We start from the raw sequence: 14008 nt of genomic DNA on the forward strand, positions 1-14008 counted from the left end.
GAGGTGCTGCCGCGATGTACTCCGAGCCACTGACGGCCGCGATCGCCGAGGCGGAGAAGCTGGTCGCCGCCGCCCCCCACATCGAGTCCGAGGCCGACCTGCTCGAAGGTCTGCAGTACCTCGCCGGCGGGATCGAAGCGTGCGTGCATGCCGCGTTCAACTCTGAACGCGACCACCCGTTCCTGCTGTCGGGCACCGGACCCTTCACCAAGATGGGCCTGGACAATCCCGACACGTTGTATTTCGGCACCGTGGTGCGTCCCGGCAACGACTATGTGGTGCGCGGTGTCCGGGGCACCACGACCGACCTGAGCTTCCAACTGCTCGGCGGCGAGTACACCGACGACAACGTCCCGGCCAGCGAGGCGGCGTTCGACGACCGCGAACTCGATATCTCGGCCGCCGACGGCAGCTTCGAATGGCGGTTCCGTCCGAAGACGCCGGCGCAACTGGTGATCCGCGAGGTCTACAACGACTGGAGCGCCCGGCGCGGCACACTCTCGATATCCCGGACCGACACCGCGGGCACCGCCCCGCCGCCCCTGACTCCCAAACTCATCGAGAAGCGTTATGCAGCAGCGGGAAAGCAACTGATCAACCGGATCAAGACCTGGTTGGCATTCCCGCAGTGGTTCTACCTCAATCTTCCGGTCAACACCATGGTGGCGCCGCGGCTCACGCCCGGCGGGCTGGCCACCCAGTACTCGTCGGCGGGGCACTACGAGTTGCGGCCCGAGGAGGCGCTGCTGATCACCCTGCCGGTGTCGGATGCGCCCTACCTGGGTTTCCAGCTGGGCAGCCTGTGGTACATCTCGCTGGATTACATCAACCACCAGACTTCGCTGAATGCGACTCAAGCGCAGGCAGACCCGGACGGCAAGATCCGAATCGTGGTCTCCGACACCAACCCCGGCATCACCAACTGGGTCGAGACCCTTGGTCACCGCCGCGGCTTCCTGCAGTTCCGCTGGCAGCGCGTGTCACGTCAGCTCACCGAGGCCGACGGGCCGACCGTCGAACTCATCGGCGTCGACGCGATTCCGGCGGCACTGCCCTTCTACGACCACAACAAGATTTCGCAAGAGGACTGGCGAGCGCGTATCGCGCTGCGGCAGCGCCAAATCGCCAACAGAATGCTGGGGTGAAGATGACCGGAATGCTGAGCGGAAAAGTCGTGGTGATCAGCGGGGTCGGGCCGGGGCTCGGCAGTACGCTGGCGCACCGATTCGCGGCCGAGGGTGCCGACCTGGTGCTGGCCGCCCGCAGCGCGGACCGCCTCGACGAGGTCGCGCAGCAGGTCCGCGCCGCCGGGCGTCGCGCACTTGCGGTACCCGCCGACATCACCGACGACGACCAGGTAGCCAACCTCGTCGAGGCGGCCACCGGCGAGTACGACCACATCGACGTGCTGATCAACAACGCCTTCCGGGTGCCATCGATGAAGCCGCTGGCGCAGACCAGTTTTCAGCACATCCGGGATGCCATCGAGCTCAGCGGTCTCGGTGCGCTGCGGCTGACGCAGGGGTTCACTGCCGCGCTGGCCGAGGCCAACGGCGCGGTGGTCAACCTGAACTCCATGGTGATCCGGCACTCCCAGCCCAAGTACGGTGCCTACAAGATGGCCAAGGCGGCGCTGCTGGCGATGTCACAGTCACTGGCATCCGAACTGGGAGAGCAGGGCATCCGGGTCAACTCCGTTGCGCCCGGCTACATCTGGGGCGACACGCTGCAGGGCTATTTCGCCCACCAGGCCGGCAAGTACGGCACCACCGTCGAGCAGATCTACGCCGCCACCGCCGCCAACTCCGACCTGAAGCGGCTGCCCACCGAGGACGAGGTGGCCTCGGCGGTCCTGTTCCTGGCCAGCGACCTGGCCAGCGGGATCACCGGCCAGGTGCTCGACGTCAACTGCGGGGAGTACCACAACTGATGACGCCACGTACCGATGTCGGAACCGTCGAGGATCTGCATGCCTCGGCCACCAAGATGGTCGGCCTCGACGACTTCGGTCCCGACGACGACAACTACCGTGAAGCCCTCGGCGTGCTGCTGGAGTCCTACCGAACCGAGGCCGATCTCACCGAGCTGGGCAGCAAGATGAACCGGTTCTTCCTGCGCGGTGCGCTGGTGGCCCGGCTGCTGGCCCAGGCCGGTTGGAAGCAGCATCCCGAGTACGCCGAGGTGGCCGTCGAACGGCCGATATTCGTCACCGGGCTGCCCCGCACCGGCACCACCGCGTTGCACCGGCTGCTGGGCGCCGACCCGGCGCACCAGGGCTTGGAGATGTGGCTGGCCGAATTCCCGCAGCCGCGCCCGCCGCGTGAAACCTGGGAAGACAACCCGGTGTTCGCGCAGATGCAGGCGCAGTTCGCCCGGCACCACGACGAGAACCCGGACTACACCGGGCTGCACTTCATGACCGCCGACGGTCTCGAGGAGTGCTGGCAGTTGCTGCGCCAGTCGCTGCATTCGGTGTCCTATGAGACGCTCGCGCACCTGCCGAGCTATTCGCGCTGGCTCTCCGAGCAGGATTGGATCCCGTCATACCGGCGGCATCGCCGCAACCTGCAGCTGATCGGGCTCAACGACCCGGGTAAACGTTGGGTGCTCAAGAATCCCAGTCACCTGTTCGCCCTCGACGCGATTATGGCGGTCTACCCGGACGCGCTCATCGTGCAGTGCCACCGGCCGGTCGAGACCATCCTGGCGTCGATGTGCTCGCTGGCCCAGCACACCACCGAAGGTCAGTCGAACACCTTCGTCGGCGCGCAGATCGGCATCGACGAGATGGAGACCTGGGCCCGCGGACTGGAGCTGTTCAACAGCCAGCGCCCCCGCTACGACCAGGCCCAGTTCTGCGATATCGACTATCGCGAGTTCGTCGCCGATCCGCTGGCGACCGCGGCGGGCATCTACGAACGCTTCGGCCTGCCGTTGTCGGATGAGGCACGTCAGGCGATGGCCGACGACTACGCCGCCAGCCAGACCGGACCGCGTGCGCCCAAACACGAGTACTCACTGGAGGATTACGGGCTGACCACCGAGCAGGTCCGGGAGCGTTTCGCCGGCCTGTGAGCCGGACCCCTTGCGCGAGTGTGCGCGTCCCCGGCCGACACGCCGGCCAAAACACCGGGTTTGCGCACACCCGCGAACGGCGAGACGGTCAGTCGATCCCGTCACCGGGCGGCGGCGCGCTGGAGGTCTCCTCCAGGTGGCCCTCGGCGACCGCGTGCCGGATGCTTTTCGCCAGGTTCGGGCAGCCTTTCGTGCGGCTACTGGAACGGCCGGCTTCGCGCTCGGCGGCGAAGTACGCACACTGCGCCAGCGACTCCGAACTCCACTGCACCGAGGTGTATCCCGGCCCCAGCTTCTTCACCTCGACACTCGCCCGGCAGTGCCGGCACTCGACCGGCACCAGGCCGGAGTGCAGATAGCGCTCCGAATCCCGTTCCGTCGCAGCACGTATTGCCTCATACCGGGCTGGATCGACCGGGAACAACGGCTGCCTCGAGTAACGGGAGTCAGGACCGGAGTCGTCGGTGTCGGGCTCGTCGTGGTGGTCGTCATGCGGGCCGTACAGCGCCAGCATGGACCGCGCCAGGTCTTCGACTGCCGGGACGCCGCGTTCCTCCGGGCCCATGACGGCTACTCGGCGCTAACGGTTTCGGTGGACTCCGGGCTCTTGTCGGACTCGGCCTGCTCGCGCAGGTTCTCGGCGACCTCAGCGTTCCACTTCTCATTGGCGACCGTCGCGTCGATCTCGATCTCGAAGCGATCGGTCATCTCCGGGGTGACGTCGGCGACGTCGACGTAGAACTGCGAGTACCAGCGCCGCAGCTGGTAGACCGCGCCGTCCTCCTCGACCAGCAGCGGGTTCTCGATGCGGCTCTTGTGCGTCCAGATCTCGACGTCCTGCAGGAAGCCCTTGCTGACGCCCTCGGTCATCACCTCGGCGAGCTTCTCGGTGGTCTCATCGTCCAAGCCCTTGGGCTTCTGCACGATGACGCCCCACATCAGCCGGAACTGGTCATGGCTGATCGGGTAGTGGCAGTTGATCAGAATCGACTCGGACTTGAAACCGCTGTAGCTGTTGTGCAGCCAGTTGATCATGAACGACGGCCCGAAGTAGGACGCCTCGGAGTCCAGTTCCGCACCGGCGTAGCTGGTGCCCAGGCCGGGGACGTCGGGACGTCCGACGTTGTGCAGGTACTGCGAGGCGATGTGGCCTTCGAAGACGTTCTTGAACGACGTGGGCAGGCCGTAGTGGATGTAGAAGAAGTGCGCGAAGTCGGTGACGTTGTCGATGATGTCGCGGCAGTTGGAGTCGATCACCATGGAGTTCCAGCGCCAGTCGGTCCACTCGCCGCTGGACCACTCCGGGATCTCCGGGATCCGCACCTCGTCCGGCGGCGGGTTGCCCTCCGGGTCGTGCCACATGAACAGCAGGCCGCCGCGCACGTCGGTCGGGAAGGAGCGGGTCCGGGCCATCCGCGGGGTCCGCTTGGAGTAGGGCACCAGTTTGCAGCGGCCGTCGCCGCCCCAGCGCCAGTCGTGGAACGGGCAGGCCACCTCGTCGCCCTTGATGGTGCCGCGACTGAGGTCGCCGCCCATGTGTCGGCAGTAGGCGTCGAGTACGTGCAGGTCACCGTGGGAATCGCCGAAGACCACCAGCTTGGCGCCGAACGCGTGGATCGCGTGCGGCTTGCCGTCCAGGAACTCTTTGACCGGCCCCAGGCAGTGCCAGCCCCTGGCGTAGCGATCCGGCAGTGTGCCGGTGTCGATTTCGCGGACGCCGACCTCGGCGCTGTCAGTGCTCACCTGTTGCCTCCAACCCGTTGCTTCTAACTAGAACACGTTACAGTTTTGCTGCCCGGTTGTGCAATAAAGCCAGCTTGTTCCGGGTCTTTAGTCCTTGCGGTATATGTGAACGATGCAGCTCTTCGCCTTCAACGGACGTTCTCCGCGGATCGACCCCACCGCCTTCGTCGCGCCGACGGCCACCCTGATAGGCGACGTCACCATCGAGGCCGGCGCCTCGGTGTGGTTCGGCGCTGTGCTGCGCGGTGACGACGCGCCCATCGTGGTGCGCGAAGGTGCCAACGTTCAGGACGGCTCGGTGCTGCACGTGCCGCCCGGGGTGCCGGTCGACATCGGGCCCGGCGCGACGGTGGCGCACATGTGCCTGATTCACGGCGCGCATGTGGGAGCCGAGGCGCTGATCGGCAACCACGCCACGGTGCTCGACGGGGCGGTGATCGGCAGCCGCAGCCTGGTGGCGGCAGGGGCGACGGTGCTTGCCGGGACCAAGGTCCCCGACGGGATGCTGGTGACCGGTGCGCCCGCCGTTGTCAAGGGCCCGATCGCGGGCACCGGCGCGGAGATGTGGATCAACGCGAACCCGCCGTACTACCAGGACCTCGCGCAGCGCTACCGCGCCGGACTCGAGCCGCTTGATCCGAACTAAGCCCGAGCTAAGCCCCGGCGGCCGCGAGTTCGGCCAGCAGCGGGGCGAACACGTCGCCGATATCGGATGCGTCGGCCCCGCCTGAAGCGTCGGTGAACGGGATCTCAAACAGGGCGAATCGCAGCCCGGGGAAGATGCTCACGATGTCCGTCATGCCGTCGTCGGTGAACAAGAAGGTGTTGGTGAACAACGGTGTGAAGCTGAATTGGCTGCCGAACCCCGCCTCGGGGTCGTTGATGACGGTGCTGGTGAACATGTTCATCATGCCGAAGCCGGGCAAGCTGAACGGGAACAGCTCGGTTGTGTCGAAAACCGTCCCTACGCTGGGATAACCGGCCGAATCGTCGAGCACGCTGAGGACCTCCATGTGCTCGTAGTGGTAGATCAGGGGGATGTTGAGTTTGTCGATGTGGGCCGTGTACCAGTCGGGCCCGCCGGAGCCGTCGGTGACAGTGAAGACGCCGTCCACGCCCCCTCTGGGATCCCAGAAACCGGGCGCCTCCATACCGCCGTAACCGATTCCGTAGGGCCAGGCGTCCTCGATCGGATCGGCGGCGGCGTGGCCGGCGAAGCCGATCGCGACGCCGACTGCGGCTCCCAAGAGTCCCACCGCAGTGCGGGTCGTGCCCATGACTGCCCCCTGAAAAGCGAAAAGCTATCTTGTTCTTTTCAGGAAATTATCAATTTCGAGCGAGTTAGTCAATGGCAGGTCGGAGCTTCACCACAGCTCCGTTGGGCCCGGCGCACCGTCGGAAGGCAGTTCGAACCGGGTGAAGTTGTTGACGATGGGACCGAAGGCGTCTTGCCCTTCGTTGTTGCCAGCGGGAGTCGATGAATCGAGCGAGATCAGAGTTTGCGAGCGGTCTTTGCCGCGCGCTCGACCTCCCAGAAGGCGCGCAGCGCGATGAGCTTGCCCTCGTCGTTCACCCGGTAGGTGAACACCCCGTCGGTGGTGATCTGGTGGCCCGCCATGGTCGTCACGATCGAGCCGACGTTGGCCTGCTCATTTCCGCAGGCGAAGCTGTCGACGAAGTTGAACTCGATCTTGTCGGTCGGGGCGATCGCCTTGTCCCAGAACGCCGAGATCGCATCCCGGCCGCGGTGGCCCTTGCCCTCGGGGTCGAACGGCGAGGGACCGATCGGGTCCTCGACGATGGCGTCGTCGGCGAAGACTGACAGCCAGGTCTCCTTGTCGCGTGCGGCCACCGCATCGCGGGAGCGTTGGCCTGCCAGGTGGGCGGGGTGTTCGGTGTTGGCCATAGGTCTACTCCTGCAAGCCGGAATCGATATGGGTGTTGGCGAAACGTTTCAGGGAGTCCCGGTTGGCGCAAGCTAGCGCACGGATGAGGGTGTACTTCATCAGCCGGCGGGTTTGTCTGGCTTGTCGGTGCCGACCACCCACATCGAGTAGTACTGCGAACCGCCGCCATAGGCGTGCCCCAGCGCCTTGCGGGCATTGGGCACCTGGTGATCACCGGCCTTGCCCATCACCTGGATCGCTGACTCGGCGAACCGGATCATGCCCGACGCCCCGATCGGGTTGGACGACAACACCCCGCCGGACGGGTTCACCGGCAGCTTGCCATCGATCGCGGTCTCGCCGGCCTGGGTGAGCTTCCAGCCTTCACCGGGCGCGGCGAAACCCAGGTTCTCCAGCCACATCGGTTCGAACCAGGAGAACGGCACGTAGATCTCCGCGGCGTCGATCTCGTCGATCGGGCTGGTGATGCCGGCGTCGCGCCACAGCGCGGCCGCGGCGTCCCGACCGGCCTGCGGGTTGACCTGGTCACGGCCGGCATAGGCCAGCGGCTCGGTGCGCAGCGCGGTGGCATGAATCCAGGCCACCGGATGGCCCGCGGCGACCCGGGCGTCGGCGGTGGCCTCGTCGCCGATCACCAGCGCGCATGCGCCGTCCGATGACGGACAGGTCTCGTCGAAACGGATCGGATCCCACAGCATCTGTGACGACATCACCTTCTCGACGGTGATGTCGGGCTGGTGCAGGTGTGCCAGCGGGTTGCGGGCACCGTTGAGCCGGTCTTTGACCACCACCTTGGCGCCGGTGTCCACCGGGGCGCCGGACCGGCGGATGTAGGCGCGCACATGTGGGGCGAAATAGCCGCCGGCACCGGCCCCGACGGGCTTGGTGAACGGCACCGGGATGGAAAGCCCCCACATGGCGTTGGACTCCGACTGCTTCTCCCAGGCCATCGCCAGCACCCGGCGGTACTTGCCGGACTTGACCAGGCTGGCGGCGACGATTGCCGTCGACCCGCCCACCGAGCCCGCGGTGTGCACCCGGATCAGCGGCTTACCGGTGGCGCCCACGGCATCTGCCATGAACAGCTCCGGCATCATCACGCCCTCGAAGAAGTCCGGCGCCTTGCCGACCACCACCGCGTCGATGTCGGCGAACGTCGAGCCGGAGTCGGCGAGCGCGCGGTCGATCGCCTCGCGCACCAGCCCGTTCATCGATACGTCGTGACGCTTGGCGACGTACTTGGTCTGTCCGGTACCGAGCACCGCGGCAAGTTGGGTGGCCATCAGTTACGTCCCTCCATCACCGCGACCAGGTTCTGCTGCAGCGCCGGCCCGCTGGTGGCGTGCGCCAGCACCCGGCCTGCCGAGCCATTGAAGATGTGCTGGGCGGCGAAACCGATCCGCTCCAGCCCGGCGACGAACATCGGATTGGCCGCCAGCGCGCCGCCCGACGGATTGACCTTCGCCCGCGACGGCAACCGCATCGCCTCGGTCAGGATCAGGTGCTGATGGGTGAACGGCGCGTGGATCTCGGCGACTTCCACCGCGGGCATGTCGTCGCCGCTGGCCGCGCGTGCCGATGCGGTAGTCGACGGCGAGCGGGTCAGATCGCGGCTGCCGAGCACCGGGGAGTCGATGCGGTGCTCGAAACCGGTTATCCAGGCCGGGTTTTCGCGCAGTTCACGCGCCTTGTCGCCGGCGGCCAGGACGATCGCGGCGGCGCCGTCGGTGATCGGTGCGATGTCGTGCCGGCGCAGCGGGTCGGCGAAGAACGGGCGCGCCAGCAGTTCATCGAGGCTGTCGGAGGACTCCACCGAATCCACTCGTTCGGCTGCCGCGAAGGACTCCAGCGCCACCCGGGCCATCTGCTCTGGGGTCCACTGCCCGCCGTCAAGGCCGAGCCGGGCCTGCAGTCCGGCGATCGAAATCGAGTCCGGCCACAGCGGGGCGACGGTGTAGGGATCGGTCTGCAGCGCCAGAATCCGGCGCAGCTGGCCGGCCGAGGACTTGCCGAAGCCGTAGGCCAGCGCGGTGTCGACCTCGCCGGTCAGCACCTTGATGTAGGCCTCATACAGCGCCCACGCGCCGTCCATCTCCACATGCGACTCATTGATCGGCGGCACGGCGCCGATCGAGTCGATCGCCGAGATGAACGAGAAAGCCCGCCCGGCAAGGTAATCCGAGGAACCGGAACACCAGAATCCGATGTCGGCGCGTTCGATTCCCAGTTCACGGTAAAGCTGCACGAAGCACGGCATCAGCATTTCGACGCCGTTGGTGGTGCCGTCGGTGCGGCGGACGTGCGGGGCGTGGGCGAAGCCCACCACCGCGACATCGCGAGTGCTCATCTGGCGGGTTCCCCTTACAGGTGGTGCTTGTAGGTGTCGTAGTCGGCGTCCGGCTCCCCGGTTGGCCGGAAGTACTCGATGTTCTCCATGCCGTAGGTCCATTCCTCGCGGGGCTTCCACACCGCCTGCACCCGCATGCCCATCCGCACGTCGGCGGCGTCGACGTCGGAAACCAGTGTCAGGAACGGGATGTCGGCGCCGTCGAGCAGCACGTAGGCCGCCACGTAGGGCGGTTTGATCTTCTGGCCCTGGAACGGGATGTTGATGATCGCGAACGTGGTGATGGTGCCGGTGTCCGGCAATTCGACGTAATCGGTGAGCTGTCGGCCGGTGGCCGGGTCGGCCTCTCGGGCGGGGAAGTAGACCTTTCCGTCTGCGCCGGTACGCGCGCCCAGCAGCTTGCCCTCCTTGAGCGCACGAAGGTAGGCGCTCTCCGGGTGCGAGGCGCTGTGCTGGATCTCCAGCGCGATCGGGGTGATCACCATCGACACCGGGTCCCGCTCGTCGGAGCCTTGCTCGACCGGTTCGGGGTCCTCGCCGATCGCGAAGTAGGCGATGTCGGTGATCGCGCCGACCGTTTCCTCGGCCCAGTGCACGTGCACCCGGGTCCCGGCGCTGATCGCCTTGGGGTTTTCGGCGGCCACCGCGTGCAGCAATGGCACGTCGGCGCCGTCGAGCTTGATCAGCGCCCAGGCGAACGGGGTGTCCAGCGGCTGGCCCTCCAGGGGCTCCGGCTGCCAGGACCATGACACTACGGTGCCGACACTGGCCACCGGTACGATCTCGGTGAGCTGTTCGTATGTGACCGGGTCGTACTCGGCGGGCGGTACGTACACCCGCCCGTCGGAGCCGCGGACACCGACGATGCGGCGCTCACGCAGAGCGGTGAAGAATTGGCCCAGAACCGGACCCGTCGAACGGGTGTAGTCGAAGGACAACCCCAATGGGGCGGACAGCGGCGGTTCCGACGGTTCTGTCAGGGCGGAGCGGGGTTCGCTGACGGTCACGGCATCGAGTAGAACAGGTTCTAGGAATCTGAGCAAGAAGACGAGAAGGAATTCAGGCGATGAAGCTGGGACTGCAACTGGGATATTGGGGCGCGCAGCCGCCGACCAACCACGCCGAATTGGTGGCCGCGGCCGAGGATGTCGGTTTCGACGCCGTCTTCACCGCCGAAGCCTGGGGCTCGGATGCCTACACACCGCTGGCGTGGTGGGGGTCCTCGACGTCGCGGCTGCGGCTGGGCACCTCGGTGGTGCAGCTGTCGGCGCGCACGCCGACCGCGTGTGCGATGGCCGCGCTGACGCTGGACCACCTCTCGGGCGGCCGGCACATTCTCGGGCTTGGCGTCTCGGGCCCGCAGGTCGTGGAGGGCTGGTACGGCCAGCGATTCGGCAAGCCGCTGGCCCGCACCCGCGAATACATCGACATCCTGCGCCAGGTGTGGGCCCGTGAGGCCCCGGTGACCAGCGCCGGACCGCATTACCCGCTGCCGTTGTCCGGTGAGGGCACCACCGGGCTGGGCAAGGCGCTCAAGCCGATCACCCACCCGCGCCGCGCCGACATCCCGGTGATGCTCGGTGCGGAAGGGCCGAAGAACGTCGCATTGGCCGCCGAGATCGCCGACGGCTGGCTGCCGATCTTCTACGCGCCGCGACTGGCCGACATGTACAACGAGTGGCTCGACGAGGGCTTCGCGCGGCCCGGGGCGCGGCGTACTCGCGAGGACTTCGAGATTTGCGCGACCGCCAACATCGTCATCACCGACGACCGCGCCGCGGCATTCGCGGCGATGAAGCCCTACCTGGCGCTCTACATGGGCGGCATGGGCTCGGAGGACACCAACTTCCACGCCGAGGTCTACCGCCGGATGGGCTACGCGGAGGTCGTCGACGACGTGACCAAATTGTTCCGCAGCGGGCAAAAGGACAAAGCCGGCGAGATCATCCCCGACGAGCTGGTGGACGACGCCGCGATCGTCGGCGACGTCGACTACGTCCGTAAGCAGATCAAGGTCTGGGAGGCCGCCGGAGTCACCATGATGGTGGTCACCGGACGCAGCACCGAGCAGATTCAGCAGCTGGCGTCGTTGATCTGAGCCCGGCGCTGCCGGGGGTTGCAGCGACTAGAAAAAGGCGGAAGCTGCGGGACCCGTACCGGGAGGGGCGGGAAGCGAAGATCTAGGGCGAGTCACCGTTGTCCTGCTTCCAGTGGCGGGGATGTATCCGGTACTCCATGGATCTCTTGGGGCGTCGCGGCCAGCGCTTTCCGGCGTGGAATCCCGGGAAATAGAGCGCTGCGAAGATTCCCGCCGTCATGATAGTCAAGGTAGCTAATTGCGCTAGCTGTCCGCGGGCTATCGGGTAGTCCCAACTCGCATCCCAGTAGCCAAAGTAGAGTGGCACATATATAAAAATGATGGCTGCCGGAATTCCGGCAAAGTGAATGTTATGCGCGACGAAATCGTCGTAGATCACGAACATGCATATCGCATAAGCTCCGATCGTCATCCACCAGGTTTGATTGGCGGTAGACGAGCCAGTGTATGAGTCGGGAATCGGATCGTGGCCCGGTTCCTCGTTTTGCTCATCGGATTCCGCCAGGCGGTCAGATCTCCACCATGCGTATACTTTCCCGCGGACCTTAATGTAAGGCGTATCCCGTAACGCAAGGAGGAAAAACAGAGCGCCAACCGCGAACGCTGCTTCGAGGCTATATCTCCAGTCGGGCAGCAGACCGAGGAATGCGAATACCATTGCTGCGCCAGTGGCTCCCCAGAAGATCCGTCTATTTCGGCTTAGATTTTCGCGGTCAGACGAGTCCGGAATAAAGGCTATTACTGCGCAGACAAGGGCGCCCACGAACGCAACCAGCTGATCCATGCTGGCAAAGCCCGCGACCGGGTTCACGATTTGAACGCTAAACGTCGCACCGCTCGCACGTCAATTCCTCGCCAGCTCGAGGAGGTTTTCCATGACCTTCTCTCCAGACACCGAACCGACAACCCCGAAGGCCAGTGCGCCAACGAAAGCGCCCACTGGCCCGGCGAGGGCACCAACGGAGGCTCCCAATTCTGCACCTGCGATTCCGCCTCCGAAACCCCCCGCGCTTGTGGCCGCGGTGTCCACGAACGGCTTGTGGTCGACGAACACGTCGTAGAATCCGACGGCGGACCCGAGCACGTTGCCGGCGAAGCCCATGCGCTTCGACAGATTCGTGATCGCGGCGATGTCTTCCGCGCTGTAAGCAACCCCCGGTGCCCAATGCTTTCCGGTGGGAACCTTGTCGGCAAACGCGTTGAGGGCCGCCTTGCCGGCACTGGCAGAGATCCCCGCGGCGTCGCCGCCATTCCGCAGGATGTGGCCAACTCGGCCTCGCGCGATGTCGCCGATGAGTTGCGTCGCGCCTTGGTGCGACATTCCGCCGTTTCGGACGAGGGCGTCGATTGCCTGCCGGGTCACGATGACTCGGGCATTCTGTTCCGCGGTGTCGAGTAGCTGGGTGGCCTGATCCGGGGTGAAAGCTCGGCCGTCGGCCATCCCCCGTTCGAGATCCTTCTGCAGCTCCAGCCGTGTTTGGGCGCGGGTTCGAGCCTCTCCACCCAGGACCGGGTCCATCGGCAGCGGGCCGATGAAGTTGGCCATTCGGTAGTCGTCGAGGCGCTCGCCGGCCAGGCGCCGGGCCTGCGGATCGGCGGCCGGGTCGGTAGCGGTGGAATAGTCCCTCAGGCGCGCGGCGGCGTCGACTTTCTCCGGTGTCATCTGACCGGGGCGGTCCACCAGTTCCCGGTCGCGGTCACGCTGGGTAGCGCCGTAGTTGTCGGCGGCCTGAGAGGCCTGCTGGTCCTGGTTCGGTTGGTCGTCGCCGTCGTAACCGTGCAGAGGTGCTGGATCGTAGCCATCGGAGAGCAGTTTGCTGGTGGCGCCTTGTAGGACTGCGGCGTAGTCATCGCGGAGCTTTTCGAGTTGATGCAGGAGGCCGGCGGTGTCGTCGATCGCCACCTGTTCCAGCTCGGAGGTGTCGAGGTGCGCCTGCTGGTACATGCCGATGCGGTTGTCGATGTCTTGAAGCTGGATCTCGAGCGCGTTGATCTTTGCGGCCGCTGCCTTCTGCGCCTCAGCAAGCGCGGCGGCGATGGTTTCCAGGTCGGTGCCGATCGCAGTGAGCTGGGTTTGTTGCAGATGCAAGGTGGTGGTGGCGCGCTGCACTTCTGCCGAGTCGTTGATGGGATGCTCGCCGTTCTCCCGGTTCCAGGCGGCCTGGAACCGTTGGCGTGCTTGGGCGAACGCGGCACTGGATTCGGCGGTGCAGGCGCCGGCGTCATGGAAGGCCTGCGCCAACTCCTCGATGACGGCTGGTCTCCCGCACTGCAGCGTGTTGTTGACCTGCCACGGGTCGCCGCCGGCTGCTTCGATCAGCAGCGCCAGGTTTATGTGCTGGAGTTGCACCGCACCGCACGAAGCTGGGCCGCGTTGCGCTGATCCATGCCGGTGAACTCGCGCGCGGCATAGTGGGCTTTGTCGCCGACGCCGGCCAGGGTCCGGCGGTGGCCACTGAGGGTGGTGATGTGCTCGCTGTGGGCCGTGGAGATCGCGTTGTGGAAGACGTCCGCGGCGCCGAAGCCGCCGAAAATGCCCGCTGCTACGGAGGTCTGGTTTAGCCGTGACGCCCCGGCGTGGGCGTGTTCGCTCGCACCGCGCGTATCCGCTGCCCCTGACCGCAGCATCGCCGGATCGACAAACACCAGAACTCCTCTCAGATCGGTCGTTAACAACCCTGACAGGGCCGCAGTTCGGCGTCAATTCAGCTTGCGCGGTGGCCTCCGAGCGCAATTGTCGCTGGCCTCAACTGCGGGTTTCCACGCCCAGTCGCAGTTCGGCGACCCAAAGTTCGACCCTGTGGCCGAAGTGGGGAACCGATGATGTAAGCGACGAAT

Annotated in this window: 15 protein-coding genes; 5 read left to right on the plus strand and 10 right to left on the minus strand. The window is 66.0% G+C overall.

Annotated elements, in window-relative coordinates; translation table 11 throughout:
• The first annotated feature begins 14 nt into the window (after positions 1–14).
• Genes ACAG20_RS09320 through ACAG20_RS09330 form a run of 3 tightly spaced genes read left to right on the plus strand, consistent with a single transcriptional unit; the run spans position 15 to position 3075 of the window.
• Complete coding sequence (locus tag ACAG20_RS09320) at positions 15–1145, plus strand: hypothetical protein (protein WP_083039728.1); 1131 nt, start codon at positions 15–17, stop codon at positions 1143–1145.
• 2 nt (positions 1146–1147) lie between these two features.
• A complete protein-coding gene (locus ACAG20_RS09325) occupies positions 1148–1930 on the plus strand; it encodes an SDR family oxidoreductase (protein WP_083039730.1) in 783 nt (260 codons plus the stop codon).
• On the plus strand, positions 1930–3075 hold the full coding sequence (locus ACAG20_RS09330) for a sulfotransferase (protein WP_112685724.1): 1146 nt from the start codon (positions 1930–1932) through the stop codon (positions 3073–3075). The genes ACAG20_RS09325 and ACAG20_RS09330 overlap by 1 nt, the downstream gene beginning before the upstream one ends.
• Before the next feature lie 88 nt (positions 3076–3163).
• On the opposite strand, the gene ACAG20_RS09335 is transcribed toward ACAG20_RS09330, so the two are convergent.
• Together ACAG20_RS09335 and ACAG20_RS09340 are read right to left on the minus strand one after the other, a co-directional pair.
• Positions 3164–3640 (minus strand): hypothetical protein, encoded by a 477-nt coding sequence (locus ACAG20_RS09335; protein WP_083039735.1) that lies wholly within the window; start codon positions 3638–3640, stop codon positions 3164–3166.
• A gap of 5 nt (positions 3641–3645) precedes the next feature.
• Positions 3646–4818 carry a Rieske 2Fe-2S domain-containing protein gene (locus tag ACAG20_RS09340; RefSeq protein ID WP_370492363.1) on the minus strand — a complete coding sequence of 391 codons (1173 nt, stop codon included), beginning with the start codon at positions 4816–4818 and terminating at the stop codon, positions 3646–3648.
• Positions 4819–4930: 112 nt separating this feature from the next.
• On the opposite strand from ACAG20_RS09340, the gene ACAG20_RS09345 reads away from it, so the two are divergent.
• Complete coding sequence (locus ACAG20_RS09345) at positions 4931–5464, plus strand: gamma carbonic anhydrase family protein (RefSeq protein ID WP_370492364.1); 534 nt, start codon at positions 4931–4933, stop codon at positions 5462–5464.
• A 7-nt stretch (positions 5465–5471) separates the two neighbouring features.
• Here the strand turns inward: ACAG20_RS09345 and ACAG20_RS09350 are convergent, their stop codons facing one another.
• From ACAG20_RS09350 to ACAG20_RS09370, 5 genes are all read right to left on the minus strand, one after another.
• Complete coding sequence (locus ACAG20_RS09350) at positions 5472–6095, minus strand: hypothetical protein (protein WP_370492366.1); 624 nt, start codon at positions 6093–6095, stop codon at positions 5472–5474.
• A gap of 215 nt (positions 6096–6310) precedes the next feature.
• A complete protein-coding gene (locus ACAG20_RS09355) occupies positions 6311–6724 on the minus strand; it encodes a nuclear transport factor 2 family protein (protein ID WP_083039744.1) in 414 nt (137 codons plus the stop codon).
• Between the two features lie 99 nt (positions 6725–6823).
• A complete protein-coding gene (locus ACAG20_RS09360) occupies positions 6824–8008 on the minus strand; it encodes a thiolase domain-containing protein (RefSeq protein ID WP_370492367.1) in 1185 nt (394 codons plus the stop codon).
• Entirely contained in the window at positions 8008–9072 is a 1065-nt protein-coding gene (locus tag ACAG20_RS09365) for a thiolase domain-containing protein (RefSeq protein ID WP_370492368.1), read from the minus strand. The genes ACAG20_RS09360 and ACAG20_RS09365 overlap by 1 nt, the downstream gene beginning before the upstream one ends.
• Positions 9073–9086: 14 nt before the next feature.
• The gene (locus tag ACAG20_RS09370; protein ID WP_370492514.1) at positions 9087–10052 is read right to left on the minus strand and encodes a Zn-ribbon domain-containing OB-fold protein; all 966 of its coding nucleotides are present in this window, start codon (positions 10050–10052) and stop codon (positions 9087–9089) included.
• A gap of 86 nt (positions 10053–10138) precedes the next feature.
• On the opposite strand from ACAG20_RS09370, the gene ACAG20_RS09375 reads away from it, so the two are divergent.
• Positions 10139–11170: an LLM class F420-dependent oxidoreductase gene (locus ACAG20_RS09375; protein WP_370492370.1), complete on the plus strand. Its 1032-nt coding sequence runs from the start codon at positions 10139–10141 to the stop codon at positions 11168–11170.
• Between the two features lie 82 nt (positions 11171–11252).
• Here the strand turns inward: ACAG20_RS09375 and ACAG20_RS09380 are convergent, their stop codons facing one another.
• From ACAG20_RS09380 to ACAG20_RS09390, 3 genes are read right to left on the minus strand one after another with little or no spacing between them, the layout of a single operon-like run.
• The gene (locus tag ACAG20_RS09380) at positions 11253–11981 is read right to left on the minus strand and encodes a hypothetical protein (protein ID WP_370492371.1); all 729 of its coding nucleotides are present in this window, start codon (positions 11979–11981) and stop codon (positions 11253–11255) included.
• Between the two features lie 33 nt (positions 11982–12014).
• On the minus strand, positions 12015–13520 hold the full coding sequence (locus ACAG20_RS09385; protein ID WP_370492372.1) for a hypothetical protein: 1506 nt from the start codon (positions 13518–13520) through the stop codon (positions 12015–12017).
• Positions 13502–13816 carry a DUF2563 family protein gene (locus ACAG20_RS09390; protein WP_370492373.1) on the minus strand — a complete coding sequence of 105 codons (315 nt, stop codon included), beginning with the start codon at positions 13814–13816 and terminating at the stop codon, positions 13502–13504. Before ACAG20_RS09390 ends, ACAG20_RS09385 begins: the two co-directional genes overlap by 19 nt.
• Positions 13817–14008 lie beyond the last annotated feature (192 nt).

Source organism: Mycobacterium sp. pW045, from assembly GCF_041287085.1.
GTDB lineage: Bacteria > Actinomycetota > Actinomycetes > Mycobacteriales > Mycobacteriaceae > Mycobacterium > Mycobacterium algericum_A.